Raw genomic sequence first — 19516 nt, forward strand, 5'->3', positions numbered from 1 at the left:
TCAGCAGTGAAACGCGTCTGCGCCGATGGTAGTGTGGGGTTTCCCCATGTGAGAGTAGGTCATTGCCAGGCATCCAACACCGACACCCTGATCAGAAATGGTCAGGGTGTTTTTTTATGCGTGAAAAAAGGCTTGGCCAAGGCCAGTCAAACGCCCCTTATTCCGTACTTTCTGAGCTAGTTATTTCGTTCTCTACTTGTGTTTAGACACTACGACAGCCTAGAAACCTGACATTGGAAAGGTCTTTTTAGTGCAGTTGGTTTATTAATTCAGAGTATTATTTTGACTTCCTGGAATAAAACTCTGTAGTTATCTATTTTTTAGCAAGAAATTGGTAAGAAAATTCATTTTTTACTTTAGGCGAGAATGGATATGTGAATAATGTTGGGCTGACTTTGCAGGAATTAAGACTGCAAACCATGCCCTACAATCAACATATAAAAAGATGGAGAAGAACATGTCTTTAAAAAAGACCGTTGTTACTGCTCTCGCCGCAGCCAGCCTTAGTGTCGCTGCATCCGTTCAGGCCCAAGAATTTATTACCATCGGTACTGGTGGTGTCACTGGTGTCTACTACCCTACGGGCGGTGCGATTTGTAAGCTGGTAAATAAGGACCGTAAAGAGCACGGTATCCGTTGTTCTGTGGAAAGTACTGGTGGCTCTGCTTACAACATCAACACCATTCGTGCAGGCGAACTGGACTTTGGTGTGGCTCAATCTGATGTACAGTACAACGCCTATGAAGGTAAGGATCAGTTTGTTGATCAGGGGGCTTTCAAAGAGCTGCGTTCGGTCTTCTCTCTCCACCCTGAAGCACTGACTATGGTTGCTCGTGCTGATGCCAATATCAAAAACTTTGATGATATTAAAGGCAAGCGCGTTAATGTTGGTAATCCAGGCTCAGGCTCTCGCAATACCTTTGAAGTGCTGCTTAAAGCATCTGGTATGACCATGGAGGATCTGTCTCTGGCTTCTGAACTGAAACCAGCGGAGCAGGCAAAAGCGCTTTGTGACAACAAGGTCGATGCCATCGTTTATGTCGTGGGTCACCCTAACGGCTCTATCAAGGAAGCAACTACTGCTTGTGATACCAATCTGGTGCAAATCTCCGGTCCTGTCGTAGAAAAACTGGTAGCTGATCACTCCTACTACCGTCAGGCCGTGATTCCTGCCTCTATGTACCGTGGTTCTGAAAAAGACATCCACACCTTTGGTGTCGCTGCTACTCTGGTAAGTTCTACCAATACTTCTGATGACGTTGTGTATGCGCTGACCAAAGCCGTTTTTGAAAACTTCAAAGACTTTAAGCGTTTACACCCTGCCTTCGAAACTCTGACTAAAGAAGACATGGTTAAGAGTGGTCTGTCAGCGCCTCTGCATGATGGTGCGGCGAAGTACTACAAAGAAGCTGGCCTGATCAAATAATTTCTTGTCTCAGGTAGGCCTGGAAGCATTCAGGCCTCGCAAAGCCGCTGCTGAGCGGCTTTTTGCGTTTCGTGTCTTTTTTGGAGTTCGATATGAGTCACTCTTCCAATGCAGCCCCAGTGGATGCTCAGGACATGGTTGCCCAAGCGGATACCGGAGGCCGTGTGCCTCAGGGATTAGCTGCCAAACTACTGATAATCATTCCTTTTCTATGGTCTGCGTTTCAGCTGTGGTATGCCTCACCTTTGCCCTTCATGTTTCACTTCGGTGTTCTGAATGACACTGAGGCGCGAGCTATTCATCTGGCTTTTGCTATCTTCTTGGCCTTTATGGCTTATCCGGCCTTTAAGTCCTCTCCTCGCCATCATGTCCCTTTGCAGGACTGGGGCATGGCATTACTCGGTGCATTTTCTGCCAGCTACCTGTTCCTCTTCTATGATCAGCTGGCGAATCGTGCTGGCGCGCCAACTGATTTTGATCTGGTCGCGGCTGTTGTCGGCATGATCTTGCTACTGGAAGCCACGCGACGTGCACTTGGACCGCCTTTGATGGTGGTTGCCCTGGTATTTCTGATCTACACCTTTGCTGGCCCTTATATGCCTGATGTTATTGCGCATAAAGGTGCAAGTCTTGCGAAAACCATGTCGCACCAGTGGTTAACCACTGAGGGGGTTTTTGGTGTAGCGCTTGGGGTATCGACATCCTTTGTGTTCCTGTTTGTGTTATTTGGATCATTTCTGGAGAGAGCAGGAGCCGGTGCATATTTCATTAAGGTCGCCTTTTCTCTTTTGGGACACATGCGTGGCGGCCCTGCCAAAGCTGCAGTTGTTTCCTCGGGCCTTTCCGGTCTGGTATCCGGCTCCTCTATCGCCAATGTGGTGACGACAGGAACTTTTACTATTCCCCTAATGAAGCGGGTGGGCTTTCCAGGAACGAAAGCTGGAGCCATTGAGGTTGCTGCCTCGACTAACGGACAGCTGACTCCCCCCATTATGGGAGCTGCCGCGTTTCTAATGGTCGAGTATGTCGGTGTCCCCTACATTGAGGTTATTAAGGCGGCAATCCTGCCAGCACTGATTTCCTATATCGCACTGCTTTACATTGTTCACCTTGAAGCGGTGAAGGCCGGTATGGAAGGTCTGCCCCGCCGCAAGCGTTCAGGCTTCCTGCAAACACTGTTCACCTGGGCGACGGTTATCGTCGGCTTTGTGCTTTTCTCTGCCGCGGTTTATTACGGAGTCGGTTGGGTCAAAGTGGTCTTTGGTGCCGCGGCTTCCTGGATCATTGCACTCCTCTGTCTGGTGACCTATATCGCGCTGCTGGCTTATTCCGCACGCTTCCCTGACGTAACCATGGATGATCCTGAGGTACTTGAGTTGCCAGAGCCTGGCCCGACGGTAAAAGCGGGCCTGTACTTTTTGATCCCCATCTTTGTGCTGGTCTGGTGTTTGACTGTTGAGCGTTTCTCGCCCGGTCTGAGTGCATTCTGGGCAACGCTTTTCATGATCTTCATCGTTCTGACGCATCGTCCACTGATGGCTCATTTCCGCAAGGAAGGCAACATCGCGGGAGCGGTTCGTCAGGGCCTGAATGAAGGTCTGGATGGTATGGTGATCGGTGCGCGCAACATGATCGGTATCGGAGTGGCCACTGCTGCTGCCGGGATCGTGGTTGGTACGGTAACGCTCACCGGTATTGGCCTGGTGATGACCGACTTTGTCGAGTTCATTTCAGGCGGGAATATTCTGCTGATGTTGGGCTTTACTGCCATCATCAGTTTGATTCTCGGTATGGGGCTGCCTACCACAGCAAACTACATTGTGGTATCGACACTGATGGCGCCAGTGATTGTTTCACTGGGGGCGCAGTCCGGTCTGGTAGTGCCGCTGATCGCGGTGCACCTCTTCGTGTTCTACTTCGGTATTCTTGCGGATGATACGCCGCCAGTAGGTCTTGCGGCGTTTGCCGCAGCGGCTATTGCCAAGTCAGACCCGATTAAAACGGGTATTCAGGGTTTTACCTACGATATTCGTACGGCGATTCTGCCCTTCATGTTTATCTTCAATACCCAATTGTTGCTGATCGGTGTTGATACTTGGTATCACCTGGCGCTGACGGTGGTGAGTGCTCTTGCGGCCATGCTGCTATTTGCTGCTGCTACGCAGGGCTTCTGGTTCGTACGTAACCGCTGGTGGGAAACGCTGGCACTGTTACTGCTTACCTTTACCTTCTTCCGTCCAGGCTTCTGGTGGGATCGTGTGTATCCGCCTACGGCTGAGCTACCGGTGGCTGAACTTAATCAGACCATTATGGGCCTCCCGCAGGGCGAGGATCTGCACCTGCTGGTAGAAGGGGATACTCTCGAAGGTGACCATGTCTCCAAAATCGTCAAACTGCCGATGGATCAGTCGCAGCCTGATGCTGATGGACGTTTGGCTGCCGCTGGTCTCACATTGACACAGAACGACGGTAAAGTTTTAGTCGATATGGTCGATTTTGGTAGTGTGGCTCAGGAACAGGGTATCGACTTTGACTGGGAAGTGAAGGGGATTGAAATGACTCTGGATCGTCCGGCTAAAGAGTGGGTATTCCTGCCTGCAACCCTGCTGATGGTTCTTCTGGGCATGTACCAGATCAGACGTCGTCGCCGGGAGTCCTGAGTCAGGCGATTGCTCTGATGCCGCCATTTTGTCACGGGATATTTCCCGTGACTGGCACCTGCCAATAAATGCGCGCATACTGCGATCATCATTCATTAACTTTGAGGAGGACGCTTATGGATCTTGGTTCAGTTTCCGGTTCCCTTGGCAACCTCAGTTACAATGACACTTTGGGTGTCAAAGTTGCCGCGATGGCACAGGACCAACAAAAGGCTAATGGCGCTCAGGCGCTGAAGCTTATTGAGGAAAGCACCGTCGGTAGCGGCCCTCAGCAAGCCAAGCCTGATCCTGACAGTCGTCTCGGCCTGAATGTTGACGTTTCCGTCTGATCCCCGGGGATCGCTAAAAAGCCAGCTTTATGCTGGCTTTTTTATTTTTTGGCCTGGTCAATTGTCCGCAAACAAAGACGTTGGTGAGCGGGGAAGGTACAATTCCGTTTTCCATTTTGAGAGAAGTGCTTGTCGCTTCACTGCAACCAGGCTCAGGTTATGGCAGAACTGAAAAACGATCGTTTCTTGCGCGCGCTGGCTCGTCAGCCCGTTGATTGCACTCCCGTATGGATGATGCGTCAGGCAGGGCGCTACCTGCCCGAATACCGGGCGACTCGTGCTCAGGCTGGTGACTTTCTGAGTCTTTGTAAAAATGCCGATTTTGCCTGCGAGGTAACCTTGCAGCCACTGGAGCGGTTTGATCTGGATGCCGCGATTTTATTCTCCGATATTCTGACGATTCCTGACGCCATGGGGCTGGGTCTCTACTTTGAGGCAGGTGAAGGTCCCAAGTTTCGAAAAGTGCTCCGTACCGAGCAGGATGTGGCAGCGTTGCCTGTGCCTAAAGCTGCCAGTGATCTTGGCTACGTCATGAAGTGCGTCAGTACTATTCGCGGTGCTCTTAATGGTCGAGTGCCGCTCATTGGTTTTTCTGGCAGCCCATGGACGCTGGCAACCTATATGGTTGAGGGCGGCTCCAGCAAAGATTTCCGCCATATCAAGGCGATGATGTATGACACCCCTGAGGTAATGCATGCCCTGTTGGAGAAGCTGGCGTTGTCAGTGACGGATTATCTGAATGAGCAGATTCGCTGTGGGGCGCAGGCAGTACAGATTTTTGATACCTGGGGTGGCAGCCTGAGTGATCGGGCCTATCAGGAGTTCTCTCTGGCCTACATGAACAAGATCGTAGCAGGGCTGATTCGTGAAAATGAAGGCCGTAAAGTTCCGGTTATTCTCTTCACCAAAAATGGTGGACAGTGGCTTGAGTCAATGGCCGAAACCGGGTGCGATGCGCTGGGGCTGGACTGGACCACGGATATTGGACAAGCCAGAGGTCGTGTTGGCCATCAGGTAGCGCTTCAGGGAAATATGGACCCGTGTGTACTGTATGCCGGAGCAGACCGAATTCGTGCGGAGGTGGCGACTATTCTTGAGTCCTTTGGTGCTCATCCGGGACAAGTTTTTAATTTGGGCCACGGAATACATCAGTTTGTTGAGCCTGAAAAGGCCAAGGTGTTCGTGGATGCCGTTCATGAATTGAGTGTACCCTATCACCGTTAACCATTGGTGATAGCGATAATAAGGAGACGGCAGTGGATACCGGATTACAAGGCAAGCAGGCACTCGTTTGTGCTGCCAGTAAGGGGCTAGGAAAGGCCTGCGCACAAGCGTTGGCGGCAGAAGGGGTGAACCTCACTCTGGTGGCGCGCACTCCTGGCCCGCTAAGCGAAACAGCGCAAGAAATTCGCGAGCGTTATGGTGTTGAGGTCCGTGAGGTTGCTATTGATATCACAACGCCGGAAGGTGTTGATGCTGCAATCAGTGCCTTTCCTGCCATTGATATTCTGGTAACCAATGCCGGCGGTCCTCCGCCTGGTGATTTTCGTGACTGGGATCGTGAAGCCTGGCACAAGGCGGTCGATGCCAACATGCTCACACCTATTGAGCTAATGAAACGTGCTGTGGATGGGATGATTGAGCGTGGCTTTGGCCGTATCGTGAATATCACTTCCGGTGCTGTTAAAGCTCCTATTGCGGTATTGGGGCTGTCTAATGGCGCACGTTCAGGATTGACTGGCTTTGTTGCAGGTCTGGCGCGGGAGACGGTCGCACATAACGTGACGATTAATAATCTGCTGCCGGGGCCTTTCGAGACAGATCGTCTGGAGCAGGTATTCAAGGGCGAGGCCAAGCGTCGAAATATTTCGCCTGAAGAGGCGCGTGAACAGCGCCGTAATAATCATCCGGCGAAGCGCTTTGGCCAGCCAGAAGAGTTTGGCTCTGCCTGCGTGTTTTTGTGCAGTGCGCATTCCGGTTTTATTACCGGCCAGAATCTGCTGCTCGATGGTGGAGCCTATCCGGGTACATTCTGACGCCTGGTGCGCTGAGTTTGGATTATCACTCATCCCCGAAAGGCAGCCTAGCTGCCTTTTCTTCATTTTCTGACCGAGAGTAGGGTAACAAGCATGGCCAAGCAGAAAGTCGCTTACGTCTGCAGTGAGTGCGGAGAAGATTTCAGCAAGTGGCAAGGCCAATGCAGTAATTGTGGTCAGTGGAATACCCTGAGTGAAGTACGGCTTGGTGCTGTCAATAAACGCACAGCGACCAGCGGTGGCTATGCTGGCGCGGCAGGAGAGCAAGCCAAAGTTATTGATTTGGCAGAAGTTTCTCTGGCAGAGACGCCCCGCTTTAGTGCAGGCATTGGTGAGTTTGATCGGGTGCTTGGTGGCGGTATGGTACCGGGCTCGGCCATCCTGATTGGCGGGCATCCGGGGGCGGGGAAAAGTACGCTGTTATTGCAGACGCTGTGTCAGCTCGCCCAGCAAATGCCTGCCTTATACGTCACCGGCGAAGAGTCGCTGCAGCAAGTTGCGATGCGGGCCAAGCGTCTGGGATTGCCTGCTCAGGGGCTTAAAATGCTGGCAGAGACCAGTGTCGAGCGGATCATGGATTTCGCACGCGAGCTGAAGCCGAAGATTCTCGTCGTTGACTCGATTCAGGTTGTGCATACCGAGCTCATTGAGTCTGCTCCGGGTGGTGTTAGTCAGGTGCGTGAATGTGCCGCTATGCTCACACGTTTTGCCAAACAAACGGGCACTGTTTTGTTGTTGGTCGGCCATGTCACCAAAGACGGAACGCTGGCCGGACCGAAGGTACTGGAGCACATGATTGATGCTTCGCTGCTGCTGGAAGGGGATCACGACAGCCGTTTTCGTACGCTTCGAGGCATCAAGAACCGCTTTGGCGCAGTCAATGAACTGGGTGTGTTTGCCATGATGGAGCAGGGGCTCAAAGAGGTGAAAAACCCGAGCTCTATTTTCCTGCAACGCACAGAACAAGCGTCGCCGGGTTCGCTGGTTATGGTGGTCTGGGAGGGGACGCGGCCTTTGCTGGTTGAGATTCAGGCCTTGGTTGATGAGAGCCATCTTTCTGCCCCCAAGCGTGTTGCTGTTGGTCTTGAACAGAATCGTCTGGCGATGCTGCTGGCAGTATTACACCGTCACGGTGGCTTGCACTGTGGGGATCAGGATGTCTTCGCCAATGTGGTTGGCGGGGTGCGTGTCACTGAAACCAGTGCGGATCTGGCATTGCTGTTGGCGATTGTTTCTTCTTTCAGGGATCAGGCTCTACCACAGGATTTGGTCGTCTTTGGCGAAGTAGGCTTGTCGGGGGAGATTCGTCCTGTTCCGAGTGGACAAGAGCGTATTCGTGAGGCGGGAAAGCATGGCTTTAAAAGAGCCATCGTTCCTGCAGCTAATGTCCCTAAAGGCGGTATTGAAGGCATGGAACTGGTGCCGGTTCGCTTCCTGAGTGAGGCATTGGCGGCGCTGTAGTGGCGGGGAGCGATCAGGGTCAGTGAGAGGCATCGCAGGTTTGAGCTGCGGTGCCTTTTTGCTTTATGCGCTCATGAGTCTACTTATTGGTTTCCAGTAACTGAGCAAGCTCTCGCTCTACCAGCAAGGGTTCTCCAAGATTCAACTCCAGCAAACGGCGCAGATGGGCAAGGCTTTCCACTTCGATATTCCTAATCTGGCAACCCAGCAAGCCTTCTTCAGCGTGAACCACTGAGACAGGAAGACGGATTTTTACGTCCGATGACAGGGGTAAAACAATATTGGCCGCTTCTCCGAGAAGAGGGGTCATTTCCTCGGGTTGCTGCAATAGCACGCCATGCAGGGAAATATCGAGAATCAGCGCCTGGAAGCGGTCTGCTGATGTGGTGAGTTCTGCCATGACATCCATCGGCAGGCGGGTGAAGCGTCGTCGATTGTGGTGTTCCATGATGCCTCTCTTTGCCATCGCCAGAGATCACCTGGCTGCGGGTCGACTTTTGTTTTTAGTGTAGAGGTTTCGTCAATAAAAAAGCCAGCCCGAAGGCTGGCTTGTCTTAACCGGCTCAGGCCAGTCGCTTGTACTTGATACGCTCGGGCTGATGATCTTTGCCGTGACGTTTTTTGAAGTCTTCTGCGTACTCGGTGTAGTTGCCTTCGAAGAAGACCACGTTGGAGTTGCCTTCGTACGCCAGCATGTGGGTACAGATACGATCAAGGAACCAGCGATCGTGGGAAATAACGACCGCGCTGCCTGGGAAGACCAACAGGGCTTCTTCGAGAGCGCGCAAGGTTTCAACGTCCAGATCGTTGGTCGGTTCGTCGAGCATTACCAGGTTGCCGCCTTCTTTCAGCAGCTTGGCAAGGTGAAGACGGTTGCGCTCACCACCAGAGAGATCGCCTACAAACTTCTGCTGGTCTGAACCTTTGAAGTTGAAGCGGCCAAGGTAGGCGCGAGAAGGCGTCTGATAGTTGCCCACGGTGATAATGTCAGAGCCGCCAGAGAGATCTTCCCAGACAGTTTTCTTATCTTCCAGCTGGCGCATCTGGTCGACGTAAGCCAGTTGCACGGTGGTGCCCAGCTCAATCGAACCACTATCAGGGGTTTCCTGACCTGCGATCATGCGGAACAGGGTCGATTTACCCGCACCGTTACCACCGATGACGCCGACAATGGCGCCGGGTGGAATAGCAAAGCTCAGGTTCTCAAACAGCACGCGATCGCCAAAGGACTTGGTGATGTTGTTAACTTCCACCACCTTGTCGCCTAGACGTGGGCCAGGTGGAATGTAGATTTCCTGAGTCTCGTTACGATTCTGGAATTCTTTGGAGCTCAGTTCATCAAAGCGCTGCAGACGGGCTTTTTGTTTGGACTGACGACCTTTAGAACCGGCGCGAACCCACTCAAGCTCGGACTTAACCGCGCGGTCATGTGCTGCCTGCTGTTTGGATTCAATTTCCAGGCGCTTCTCTTTGGCTTCCAGCCAGCCGGTGTAGTTGCCTTCATGAGGAATGCCATGACCACGGTCGAGCTCGAGAATCCAGCCCGCAACATTGTCGAGGAAGTAACGGTCGTGGGTGATTGCCACCACAGTACCGGGGTATTCGTGCAGGAAACGCTCCAGCCAAGCAATGGATTCAGCATCCAAATGGTTGGTTGGCTCATCGAGTAGCAGCATGTCCGGGCGGTCGAGCAGCAAACGGCAAAGAGCGACACGGCGACGCTCACCACCGGAAAGTACCTTGACTTCGGTTTCCCAGGGCGGAAGACGCAGGGCTTCCGCCGCTACTTCCAGCGTACGCTCAAGGTTATGGCCATCTTTGGCCTGAATCAGGTTTTCCAGCTTGGCCTGCTTGGCAGCCAGAGCATCGAAGTCAGCATCAGGGTCAGCGTAAGCGGCATAGACCTGGTCCAGTTCTGCCAGTGCGCCTTTCACATCAGCAACGGACTCTTCGACGATTTCGCGAACCGTTTTGGTTTCGTCGAGTTGTGGTTCCTGCGGCAGGTAGCCCACGTTGATGCCAGGCATCGGGCGGGCTTCACCGATATAGTCCTGATCCACACCGGCCATGATGCGCAGCAGAGTGGATTTGCCTGAGCCGTTCAGACCGAGAACACCGATCTTCGCGCCAGGGAAGAAGGACAGGGAAATGTCCTTCAGAATTTCACGCTTGGGCGGTACGACCTTGCCCAGCTTGTGCATGGTAAAAACGTATTGAGCCATGAGAGATCCTGTCTTGGTCATGAGCAAGGCGGGCATCGCTGCCGCCCTTGCTGCTGTCGCTCCTGCCGCGCTGGGGATAGACCTCAGGCGATACAGAGCCTCTGTTCTACAGATGCGCCTATGGTAAGGATTTGGCAGGCATTTGGCTATGCATCCGCTTTTCGTCGCAGATGGCGCTTTGGGTAATGCAGGAGGCGTTTTCCCTTGAGACAAATCGACGAAGGCATCGCAGAATATTCACCTGCTGGAATCTGAGTTTTCCGGTATACTCTTGCGCCTTCTAACCAGAACTCATCCTTTGCTTGCCTGAGGGGACCATTATGTTTAGCAAAGACCAGACTATTGCCGATTTTGACTCCGAGCTGTGGGCAGCCATGCAGGCTGAAGAACAGCGTCAGGAAGATCATATCGAGCTGATCGCATCTGAAAACTATACCAGTCCCCGCGTCATGCAGGCTCAGGGTACCAAACTGACCAACAAATACGCGGAAGGTTATCCAGGCAAGCGTTACTACGGTGGTTGCGAGCACGTTGACGTGGTTGAGCAACTGGCGATTGACCGTGCTAAAGAGCTGTTCGGCGCTGACTATGCCAACGTTCAGCCTCATTCAGGCTCTCAGGCCAACTCTGCGGTTTATCTGGCGCTGTGTAACGCCGGTGATACCGTTCTGGGTATGGCGCTGTCTGACGGCGGTCACCTGACTCACGGTGCCAAGCCTAACTTCTCCGGCAAGGTTTACAATTCTGTCCTGTACGGACTGAACCCTGAAACCGGCGAGATTGATTACGATCAGGTTGAAGCGCTGGCGCTTGAACACAAGCCAAAAATGATCGTTGCTGGCTTCTCGGCATACTCTCGTGTGGTTGATTGGGCTCGTTTCCGTGAAATCGCGGACAAAGTAGGTGCTTACCTGCTGGTCGACATGGCTCATGTTGCCGGTCTGGTTGCTACTGGCCTGTACCCAAGCCCAATGCAGTACGCTGATGTGGTTACCACCACGACTCACAAAACTCTGCGTGGACCTCGTGGCGGTCTGATCCTGGCTCGCTCCAACCCAGAGATCGAGAAAAAACTGAACTCTGCCGTATTCCCAGGCGGTCAGGGTGGTCCTCTGATGCACGTTATCGCTGCCAAAGCGATCTGCTTCAAGGAAGCGATGAGCGATGAGTTCAAGTCCTACCAGAAGAAAGTGGTAGAGAATGCTCAGGCAATGGCTGGTGTCTTCCTCGAGCGTGGCTACGATGTAGTTAGCGGTGGTACTGATGATCACCTGTTCCTGCTGAGCCTGATCAAACAGGGCGTGACTGGTAAAGATGCAGACGCAGCTCTGGGCGCGGCGCATATCACCGTCAACAAGAACTCCGTACCTAATGATCCGCAGTCTCCTTTCGTGACATCCGGTCTGCGTATCGGCTCTCCAGCCGTGACCACTCGTGGTTTTGGTGTTCAGGAGTGTAAAGATCTGGCAGGCTGGATCTGCGACATTCTGGCTGACATCAGCAATGAAGCCGTTATCGCTGAAGTTCGTGGCAAAGTCTCCGAACTGTGCAAACGCTTCCCTGTCTACGGCTAATTCAGTCGCGATGACAGCGCGGTAAGGGTGTCACTGCGCGATACCCTTGTCTGACAAGAACGGTCGGTTTATCCGGCCGTTTTTGTTGGGGAGTAACCGCTTCTCAGGTACAATTCCCCACTCTCGCTCTTTAGTTAAGGTGTTTGCCCCGTGCACTGTCCATTTTGTCGCGCTCAGGAGACCAAGGTCACAGATTCGCGTCTGGTTGCAGAAGGTGAGCAGGTTCGCCGGCGTCGCGAATGCCTGCAGTGTGGTGAGCGCTTTACTACTTACGAAATCGCCGAACTGGTGATGCCCCATATCGTCAAGCAGGACGGTAGCCGACAGCCCTTTGATGAAAACAAGCTTCGTGCCGGTATGCAGCGCGCGCTGGAAAAGCGCCCCGTATCCACGGAAGCCATTGAAGCGGCACTGACCCGAATCAAGCAAAAGTTACGCTCCACCGGTGAGCGAGAGGTGGGCAGTCGTCAGTTAGGCTCTGCGGTTATGCATGAGCTGACCAAGCTTGATCAGGTGGCTTATGTGCGTTTTGCCTCGGTGTATCGTGACTTTCAGGACGTATCAGAGTTCCAGCAGGAAATTGAGCGCCTGAGTCAGGAGCGTGAAAGTGAGCCGCAGAATGGCTGACTGGAGCGCTGACGATCAGTATTTTATGAGCCGTGCTATTGAGCTGGCGGCTCAGGGACGCTTCACCACGCACCCTAATCCGCGTGTGGGTTGCGTCATCGTTAAAGATGGAAAGATCATTGGTGAAGGTTATCACCAGCAAGCCGGTGGGCCGCATGCTGAGGTTCATGCCTTGCAAGCGGCTGGTGATGCAGCCCAGGGGGCAACGGCTTACGTGACGCTGGAGCCCTGTGCTCACTTTGGCAAGACGCCGCCTTGTGCACTGGCGTTAGTAAATGCCGGTCTAGAACGTGTCGTCAGCGCGATGGAAGATCCTAACCCACTGGTTGCGGGTAAAGGTCATCAGATACTGCGTGATGCCGGTATTCAGGTCAGTTTTGGTTTGTTGGAGGAGCGATCGCGGGCGCTCAACCCCGGTTTTATTCAACGTATGCAAACCGGAATGCCTTGGGTGCGGGTCAAGCTGGCCATGAGTCTGGATGGTCGAACAGCGATGGCCTCGGGAGAGAGTCAGTGGATCACAGGCCCAGAGGCGCGCGCTGATGTGCAGCGTCTGCGGGCGCAAAGTTCCGCTGTCATCTCAGGAATTGATACCGTGTTAATGGATGAGGCCGCGCTTACCGTTCGCCCATCATCGGGACATTTCACTGAACGGGAATGTGCCTACTTTGCCAAAGTGCAGCCCCTTCGCGTGATACTGGATTCCCGCCAGCGCCTGGCTGCTGTGCCAGACTGCCGTTTGCTGCAGAGTGCCGGCGACATCATTCATGTACATAACGAGCAGGTGTCAGCCTCAGTACTTGAGGGAAAAGTCGAGCCCTGGTGCTTCAACACTCACGATGTGGGTGGACTTGAGAGCCTGTTAAGGCAGTTGGCCGAGCGGCAGTGCAATGAAGTGTTGGTAGAAGCGGGTGCTCGTCTTGCAGGGGCTTTTGTTGCTGCCGGTCTGGTGAATGAGCTGGTGATTTATATGGCGCCTACTCTGATGGGCAGCCTTGCTCGTCCATTACTGGACTTGCCACTGAATACGATGGCTGAGCGGCACCCGTTGTCGATCAAGGATATTTCACCTGTAGGTGCAGATTGGCGTATTACCGCTGTGCCTGCTGTAAAGAGCGCTTCGGTGATTTGAGGTTGAGCATGAGTCTGAACACGATCGAAGAAATTATTGAAGATATTCGCTTAGGCAAGATGGTCATCCTGATGGATGATGAAGATCGCGAGAACGAAGGCGATATTATCCTCGCTGCTGACAAAGTGACGCCTGAAGCGATCAACTTCATGGCCACACATGCGCGAGGACTGATTTGTTTGACGCTGACTCGTGAGCGTTGCGAGAAACTCAAGCTACCCTTAATGGTGAGCGCAAACGGTACGCCTTATTCCACTAACTTTACGGTGTCGATTGAAGCCGCATCTGGTGTGACTACCGGGATTTCTTCCGCGGATCGGGCGCGTACGATTGAGGCTGCAGTGGCTGTGGATGCGAAGCCGGAAGATGTCGTGCAGCCTGGGCATATTTTCCCTTTGATGGCTCGCCCCGGTGGTGTGTTGTCGCGTGCAGGTCACACAGAAGCAGGTTGTGATCTGGCCAGACTGGCAGGTTTCTCTCCAACCTCGGTCATTGTCGAGGTTATGAACGACGATGGCAGCATGGCGCGTCGTCCGGATCTGGAAGCCTTTGCTGAGGCTCATGGTATCAAGATTGGCACTATCGCCGATTTGATCCACTACCGGACGCTTCATGAGCGCACTGTCGAGCAGACTGAAGAGCATGAGCTGGACACCGAGTTTGGTCAGTTTCGTGTGGTTAGTTTTGTTGACCGTATTTCCGGCAAAACTCATCTGGCACTGGTGAAAGGCGACATCAAGGCCGATGAGCCAGTGATGGTGCGAGTGCACATGGCAGATGTAATGCGTGATGTGCTGGGCGTCGGTAAGCAAGGTAAGTGGACCATGCGCCAGGCGCTGAAAAGCATCAGTGAGGCGGGAAGCGGCGTTGCGGTATTGCTCGCTGGTCAGCAATGCGAAGATCTTGGCGTGGCGTTGGGTGAGCTGGTTAATCCCGGCAAGCGCCGTGTCGCCAGCCGCGAAGGCGGTACGTCAGGCGTCTATCAGACCGTCGGTACCGGTTCACAGATTCTACGGGCATTGGGTGTAGGCAAAATGCGTCTGCTATCCTCCCCGGTTAAATTTACTGCGATTTCGGGGTTTGACCTTGAGATCGTCGAATATCTCGAAGCAGAAGACTAAGTCTCGGAAAGCGAAAAATGAGTGTTAAGAAAATCGAAGGGGATTTTGCCAACGTGTCTGGTCATTACACCATCGTGGTAGCGCGTTTTAACAGCTTTGTGGTGGAAAGCCTGATGGAAGGCGCTGTGGATACCCTGAAGCGCCATGGTATTGCCGAAGAGAACATTCGCGTGATCTATGTGCCTGGTGCTTTTGAAGTGGCATTGGCTGCCCAGAAAGCGGCAGAGCAGAAAAAGGATGATGCGATCATTGCTCTGGGTGCGGTCATTCGTGGTGGTACCCCACACTTTGATTATGTATGTGCAGAGTCTGCCAAGGGCCTGACCAAAGTCAGCCTGGACTTCGGCATCCCTGTCATGAACGGTATTCTGACCGTTAACAGCATCGAGCAGGCCATTGAGCGCTCCGGCACCAAAGCCGGTAACAAAGGCGCAGAAGCGGCATTGGGTGCCATTGAAATGGTCAGTCTGCTCAAGAACCTGGGAGCAGATAAATGAGTGAGCAGAAACAGCCAGCCAAGCGTAATGGCCTGAGTAACAAACGTCGTAATGCACGTCAGTTTGCGATGCAGGCGCTCTATCAGTGGCTGCTGGCGCAAGGCGGTCTGACGGATATCGAGCTGCAGTTCCGTACCGATTACGATATGAAAGACACGGATCTTTCTCTGTTCCGCGAGTTACTGCACGGCATCCCCAGCAAAGCTGGCGAGCTGGATCAGCATCTGGCGCCGCGTCTGGATCGTGAGATTGCTGATCTTGATCCGGTCGAGAAAAGCATTCTGCGTATGGGTGCCTATGAAATGGCATTCCGTCTGGAAGTGCCTTATCGCGTTGTTATCAACGAATACGTTGAGCTGGCAAAAACCTTTGGCGCTACGGATAGTCACAAGTATGTGAACGGTGTGCTGGACAAGATTGCTCGTGATCTGCGCTCTGCTGAAGCTTCACGCGGTAAATAAGAGTCATGGCCCTGTCCGAATTTGAGTTGATTGACCGATTTTTTAATCGCGAGGTTTTTCAGCGCGGGCAGGGTGTGATTTTGGGGATTGGGGATGATTGTGCTTTGCTCAATCTTCGCCACGGTGAGCAGCTGGCGGTGTCCATGGACACCATGGTCAGCGGTGTGCACTTTCCTGTGGATGCCGATGCGGAGGATATTGGTTACCGTCTTCTGGCATCCAATCTCAGCGACCTGGCCGCCATGGGCGCTGAGCCGGTCTGGTTTACACTGGCCATGACCCTGCCAGAAGTCAAAGAGCACTGGTTGGAAGGCTTTGTCAGTGGGCTTTCGATTCTGGCTCAGGAGCATCACCTGGCCCTGGTCGGTGGTGATACCACCAAAGGTCCGCTGACGCTAACTGTCCAGGTGCATGGCCGTATTCCTCTAGGGCAGGCACTTCGCCGAGATGGTGCGCTGGCTGGGGATAAAATCTATGTCAGCGGTACGCTTGGCGATGCAGCAGCAGGCCTGCCTCTCGCACTCTCTCCCCCCGAACTGACGACGGATTATCAGCGTTATCTGCTCTCGCGTTTTTATCGTCCCTCTCCTCGCGTCGAACATGGCAGGCTGTTACGTCCTTATGCTTCAGCTGCTGTCGATATTTCCGATGGTTTGCTGGCGGATCTTGGGCATATTTGTAAGCGCAGTCATATGGGCGCAGAGCTCGATCTTGACCTGCTGCCCATGTCTGAGGCTCTTCTGGCCAGTGGTGATCGAGCGTATGTCGAATCGCTGGCGCTGAGTGGCGGAGAAGACTTTGAGCTTTGCTTTACCGTGAATCCCGCCGATGAAGAGCAAATGTTGCGTGAACTCGAGAGATTGCATGTCCCATTGACATGTATCGGCACGATTACCCACCGCACCGGAATCAGACTATTGCGTAATAACGCTGAAGTTGAAGGCCCTGAAAGGCTAGGATTCCGTCACTTCTGACCCCATCTTCTGGCAACTGGATGTACTGATTATGGCAAAAACCTATCCGCTGCTCCCCAGAGGTATCTGGCGAGATCCCGTGCATATTCTGGCATTCGGATTTGGTAGCGGTCTTTGCCGTAAAGGCCCGGGTACCATGGGTACGCTGGCGGCGGTACCGTTTGTCTGGCTGGCACTGCATTTATCACTGACGAGCTATCTTGTGGTTTTGCTGGTGGCCATGGTGGCTGGATTCTATATCTGTGGCAAAGCGGCAGACGATATGGGGGTTCATGATCATCCCGGTATCGTCTGGGATGAGTTTGTTGGTTATGGCATTACCCTGATTGCTGCGCCGGATATGACCTGGTCCCTGCTGATCGGTTTTATCTGGTTTCGAATTTTTGATATTGCCAAGCCCTGGCCAATCCGATTGCTTGATCGGCACGTACACGGAGGTATTGGCATCATGGCTGATGACATTGCTGCGGGTGTGCTTGCCTGCGCCGCATTACATGCGACCTACAGCTTTCTTTGATATTTCGATGGGTATCCCGGCAGGCGCTGCGGGGATGATGAGTACCAAGAGGATTACACAGTGACAGTACGTTATGTCGCGACTTCCCGACTGCCGACTCCTTGGGCAGTGTTCTCCATGCATGGCTTTTTAGAAGAGGGGACCGGCAAAGAGCATGTGGTGCTGACGCTGGGCGATGTCGCTGATGGTGAGCCTGTATTAGGTCGTATCCATTCCGAATGTCTGACAGGGGATGCGCTCTTCAGTCTGCGCTGCGACTGTGGTTTTCAACTGGAAGCGGCACTGCAGGCGATTGCTGAAGAGGGGCGTGGGGCGCTGCTGTATGTTCGTCAGGAAGGCCGTGGTATTGGTCTGATGAACAAGATCCGCGCCTATAATCTGCAAGATCAGGGTGCTGACACCGTTGAAGCCAACGAACGATTAGGCTTTGCTGCTGATATGCGGGATTACACTATCTGCCTGCCGATGCTGGATCATCTGGGAATTCACTCTCTAAAACTGATGACCAACAATCCGCGTAAGGTAAAAGCGATGCAAGATGCGGGGATCTCAGTATTTACTCGCGTTCCGCTGGAAGTCGGCAAAAACATTTATAACGCGCAGTATCTGGCCACCAAGGCGGGTAAACTCGGACATATGTTTGAGCGACATCTGGAGCACCATCAGGATTAAGTCCTGAAGAAAAATTCCGTGTTTACGATAAGCGCTGCCCTAGGGTAGCGCTTTTAGTTTGTGTTTAAGGCTCTCGCTATCCAGTGCGCACCACTGGCGTTGCTCTTCCTGGCTGCCGTGGGGAATGTAGCGATGTTCAATTCCCCAATGCTCAACCTTGCCTTCATAACTCTGACGGGCAAGGTACTCGGCGACAGCTGAGCCCGCTCCGCCTGCAATCTGGTGTTCTTCGACAGTAATAAAGTGGGTAATGCGAGTGTGCAGACTATCCAGCAGACTTTCATCCAGTGGTGCCACAAAGCGCATGTCCACCAGCGTGATATCCAGATCTTCACAGAGTGGCAACAACGTATGTACAACGGGTCCAAAGGCGAGAACTGCTTGGCTCCGCTGTCCCAGGTGTCCGATGCAGGCTTTTCCAAACTCCCAGCTTGCTGCGGTGGCATCCACCTTGGCGCCTCTTCCGGCTCCCCGCGGATAGCGCACAATGGCCGGCCCTTTATGCTGATAGCCGGCGTTTAGAGCGAGGTAGGTTTCCTGCTCGTCGCTGGGGCATAGAATGGCCAGGTTGGGAAGGCAGCGGCTGAAACTGATATCGAAGACGCCGCTGTGTGTTGGCCCATCCTCACCCACCAGCCCTGCTCTGTCGACGGCAAGTAGCACGTCCAGATTCTGTAATGCCACATCGTGCACCAGCTGGTCATAGCCGCGTTGCAGGAAGGTGGAGTAAATCGCTACAACAGGCTTGGCGCCTTCACATGCCATTCCTGCGGCTAAAGTCACTGCGTGCTGTTCGGCGATTCCTACGTCAAAGTAGCGCTCTGGATAGCGCTCGGAAAAGCGAACCAGATCGGAGCCTTCGCGCATCGCTGGCGTAATCGCCAGCAGGCGATCATCGTTGGCGGCAGTATCGCAGATCCAGTCACTGAAGATACGGCTGAACTTTTTTCCTTGTGGGGTGTTCTGCTTGGCTTCTTTCGGCTCGACTTTGGCCAGCGCATGGAATCCCACGGGATCCGCTTCTGCGGGGGGATATCCTTTGCCTTTGATGGTTTGCACATGAACCAGCTTCATTCCGGGTCGCTGAATGATGTCTGCCAGAGTATCTGGCAGTGTCTGCAAATCATGACCATCCAGAGGGCCGTGATAGCTGAAGCCCAGTGAGGTAAACAGGTCGCCAGCTTGGGATGAATCAAGATAGGTGGCCAGGCTGCCCACATTTGGCGAGATCGACATGTCGTTATCATTGAGAATGACCGTCATGGACGCCCCGGTCTGCGCCGCATGGTTCAAAGCCTCGAAAGCCATTCCTGCTGTCAATGCGCCATCACCAATCACGGCGACGTGCTGATGCGCTTTCCCCTGTCGCTGGCTGGCGATGGCCATCCCGAGTGCGGCGCTGATAGACGTACTGGAGTGACCAACGCCAAAGGCATCAAAAAGGCTTTCTTCACGGGTCGGAAAGGGAGTCAGCCCCTGAGAAGTACGAATGGAGGTCAGCGCGTCGCGCCGACCTGTCAGTACTTTATGAGGATAGGCCTGATGGCCCACATCCCAGACCAGCCTGTCTTCAGGCAGATTAAGAATGCTGTGCAGTGCGATAGTCAGCTCAATAACGCCAAGCCCTGCACCAAAATGCCCACCGCTTTGTTGAACACTCCAGAGCAGGTAGTGACGAAGCTCGGCAGCCAGTTGAATCCGTTGATTGGTCTTCAGCGCTTTGATTTCTGCTGGGCCTTCGATCGAATCCAGTAATGGGGTGAGTGGTCGCAGAGCAGAGTCAGTAACAGTCATTGAGTTGGATGCC

The 19516-nt window shown here is 53.4% G+C and carries 19 protein-coding genes; 16 read left to right on the forward strand and 3 right to left on the reverse strand.

What is annotated here, in order from left to right; genetic code table 11:
* From ACKC9G_RS02775 to radA, 7 genes are all read left to right on the forward strand, one after another.
* Positions 1-180 (forward strand): hypothetical protein (locus ACKC9G_RS02775; protein WP_411403414.1); only part of this gene is annotated, 180 nt, incomplete at its 5' end.
* 277 nt (positions 181-457) lie between these two features.
* Complete coding sequence (locus ACKC9G_RS02780; protein ID WP_411403415.1) at positions 458-1426, forward strand: TAXI family TRAP transporter solute-binding subunit; 969 nt, start codon at positions 458-460, stop codon at positions 1424-1426.
* 92 nt (positions 1427-1518) lie between these two features.
* Positions 1519-4086: a TRAP transporter permease gene (locus ACKC9G_RS02785; RefSeq protein WP_411403416.1), complete on the forward strand. Its 2568-nt coding sequence runs from the start codon at positions 1519-1521 to the stop codon at positions 4084-4086.
* Between the two features lie 116 nt (positions 4087-4202).
* On the forward strand, positions 4203-4415 hold the full coding sequence (locus tag ACKC9G_RS02790; protein WP_411403417.1) for a hypothetical protein: 213 nt from the start codon (positions 4203-4205) through the stop codon (positions 4413-4415).
* Between the two features lie 159 nt (positions 4416-4574).
* On the forward strand, positions 4575-5639 hold the full coding sequence (gene hemE / locus ACKC9G_RS02795) for a uroporphyrinogen decarboxylase (RefSeq protein ID WP_411403418.1): 1065 nt from the start codon (positions 4575-4577) through the stop codon (positions 5637-5639).
* Between the two features lie 32 nt (positions 5640-5671).
* Positions 5672-6451 (forward strand): SDR family oxidoreductase, encoded by a 780-nt coding sequence (locus ACKC9G_RS02800; RefSeq protein ID WP_411403419.1) that lies wholly within the window; start codon positions 5672-5674, stop codon positions 6449-6451.
* A 93-nt stretch (positions 6452-6544) separates the two neighbouring features.
* On the forward strand, positions 6545-7912 hold the full coding sequence (radA, locus tag ACKC9G_RS02805; RefSeq protein ID WP_411403420.1) for a DNA repair protein RadA: 1368 nt from the start codon (positions 6545-6547) through the stop codon (positions 7910-7912).
* Positions 7913-7991: 79 nt separating this feature from the next.
* Here radA and ACKC9G_RS02810 read toward each other — a convergent pair whose 3' ends face one another.
* Entirely contained in the window at positions 7992-8360 is a 369-nt protein-coding gene (locus ACKC9G_RS02810; protein WP_411403421.1) for a PilZ domain-containing protein, read from the reverse strand.
* Positions 8361-8475: 115 nt separating this feature from the next.
* The gene (ettA, locus tag ACKC9G_RS02815; protein WP_411403422.1) at positions 8476-10134 is read right to left on the reverse strand and encodes an energy-dependent translational throttle protein EttA; all 1659 of its coding nucleotides are present in this window, start codon (positions 10132-10134) and stop codon (positions 8476-8478) included.
* A 320-nt stretch (positions 10135-10454) separates the two neighbouring features.
* Here ettA and glyA point away from each other — a divergent pair, with 320 nt between their 5' ends.
* The 9 genes from glyA (at position 10455) to ribA (ending at position 17709) form a co-directional block, all read left to right on the forward strand.
* On the forward strand, positions 10455-11708 hold the full coding sequence (gene glyA / locus ACKC9G_RS02820; RefSeq protein WP_411403423.1) for a serine hydroxymethyltransferase: 1254 nt from the start codon (positions 10455-10457) through the stop codon (positions 11706-11708).
* A 150-nt stretch (positions 11709-11858) separates the two neighbouring features.
* Positions 11859-12335, forward strand: coding sequence for a transcriptional regulator NrdR (nrdR, locus tag ACKC9G_RS02825; RefSeq protein ID WP_411403424.1), 477 nt, complete (start codon positions 11859-11861; stop codon positions 12333-12335).
* Positions 12316-13467: a bifunctional diaminohydroxyphosphoribosylaminopyrimidine deaminase/5-amino-6-(5-phosphoribosylamino)uracil reductase RibD gene (ribD, locus tag ACKC9G_RS02830; RefSeq protein ID WP_411403425.1), complete on the forward strand. Its 1152-nt coding sequence runs from the start codon at positions 12316-12318 to the stop codon at positions 13465-13467. The genes nrdR and ribD overlap by 20 nt, the downstream gene beginning before the upstream one ends.
* Before the next feature lie 8 nt (positions 13468-13475).
* Positions 13476-14588: a bifunctional 3,4-dihydroxy-2-butanone-4-phosphate synthase/GTP cyclohydrolase II gene (gene ribBA, locus ACKC9G_RS02835; RefSeq protein ID WP_411403426.1), complete on the forward strand. Its 1113-nt coding sequence runs from the start codon at positions 13476-13478 to the stop codon at positions 14586-14588.
* Between the two features lie 17 nt (positions 14589-14605).
* Complete coding sequence (gene ribE / locus ACKC9G_RS02840; RefSeq protein ID WP_411403427.1) at positions 14606-15085, forward strand: 6,7-dimethyl-8-ribityllumazine synthase; 480 nt, start codon at positions 14606-14608, stop codon at positions 15083-15085.
* A complete protein-coding gene (gene nusB, locus ACKC9G_RS02845) occupies positions 15082-15546 on the forward strand; it encodes a transcription antitermination factor NusB (protein WP_411403428.1) in 465 nt (154 codons plus the stop codon). The genes ribE and nusB overlap by 4 nt, the downstream gene beginning before the upstream one ends.
* 5 nt (positions 15547-15551) lie before the next feature.
* Positions 15552-16520, forward strand: a complete 969-nt coding sequence (thiL, locus tag ACKC9G_RS02850) for a thiamine-phosphate kinase (RefSeq protein WP_411403429.1) — start codon at positions 15552-15554, stop codon at positions 16518-16520.
* 31 nt (positions 16521-16551) lie between these two features.
* Positions 16552-17037, forward strand: coding sequence for a phosphatidylglycerophosphatase A (locus ACKC9G_RS02855; protein WP_411403430.1), 486 nt, complete (start codon positions 16552-16554; stop codon positions 17035-17037).
* Positions 17038-17097: 60 nt separating this feature from the next.
* Positions 17098-17709 carry a GTP cyclohydrolase II gene (gene ribA / locus ACKC9G_RS02860; RefSeq protein WP_411403431.1) on the forward strand — a complete coding sequence of 204 codons (612 nt, stop codon included), beginning with the start codon at positions 17098-17100 and terminating at the stop codon, positions 17707-17709.
* Between the two features lie 39 nt (positions 17710-17748).
* On the opposite strand, the gene ACKC9G_RS02865 is transcribed toward ribA, so the two are convergent.
* On the reverse strand, positions 17749-19503 hold the full coding sequence (locus tag ACKC9G_RS02865) for a 1-deoxy-D-xylulose-5-phosphate synthase (protein WP_411403432.1): 1755 nt from the start codon (positions 19501-19503) through the stop codon (positions 17749-17751).
* Positions 19504-19516: the final 13 nt, after the last annotated feature.

Origin of the sequence: Pokkaliibacter sp. CJK22405 (assembly GCF_046614695.1) — a bacterium.
Classification (GTDB): domain Bacteria; phylum Pseudomonadota; class Gammaproteobacteria; order Pseudomonadales; family Balneatricaceae; genus Pokkaliibacter.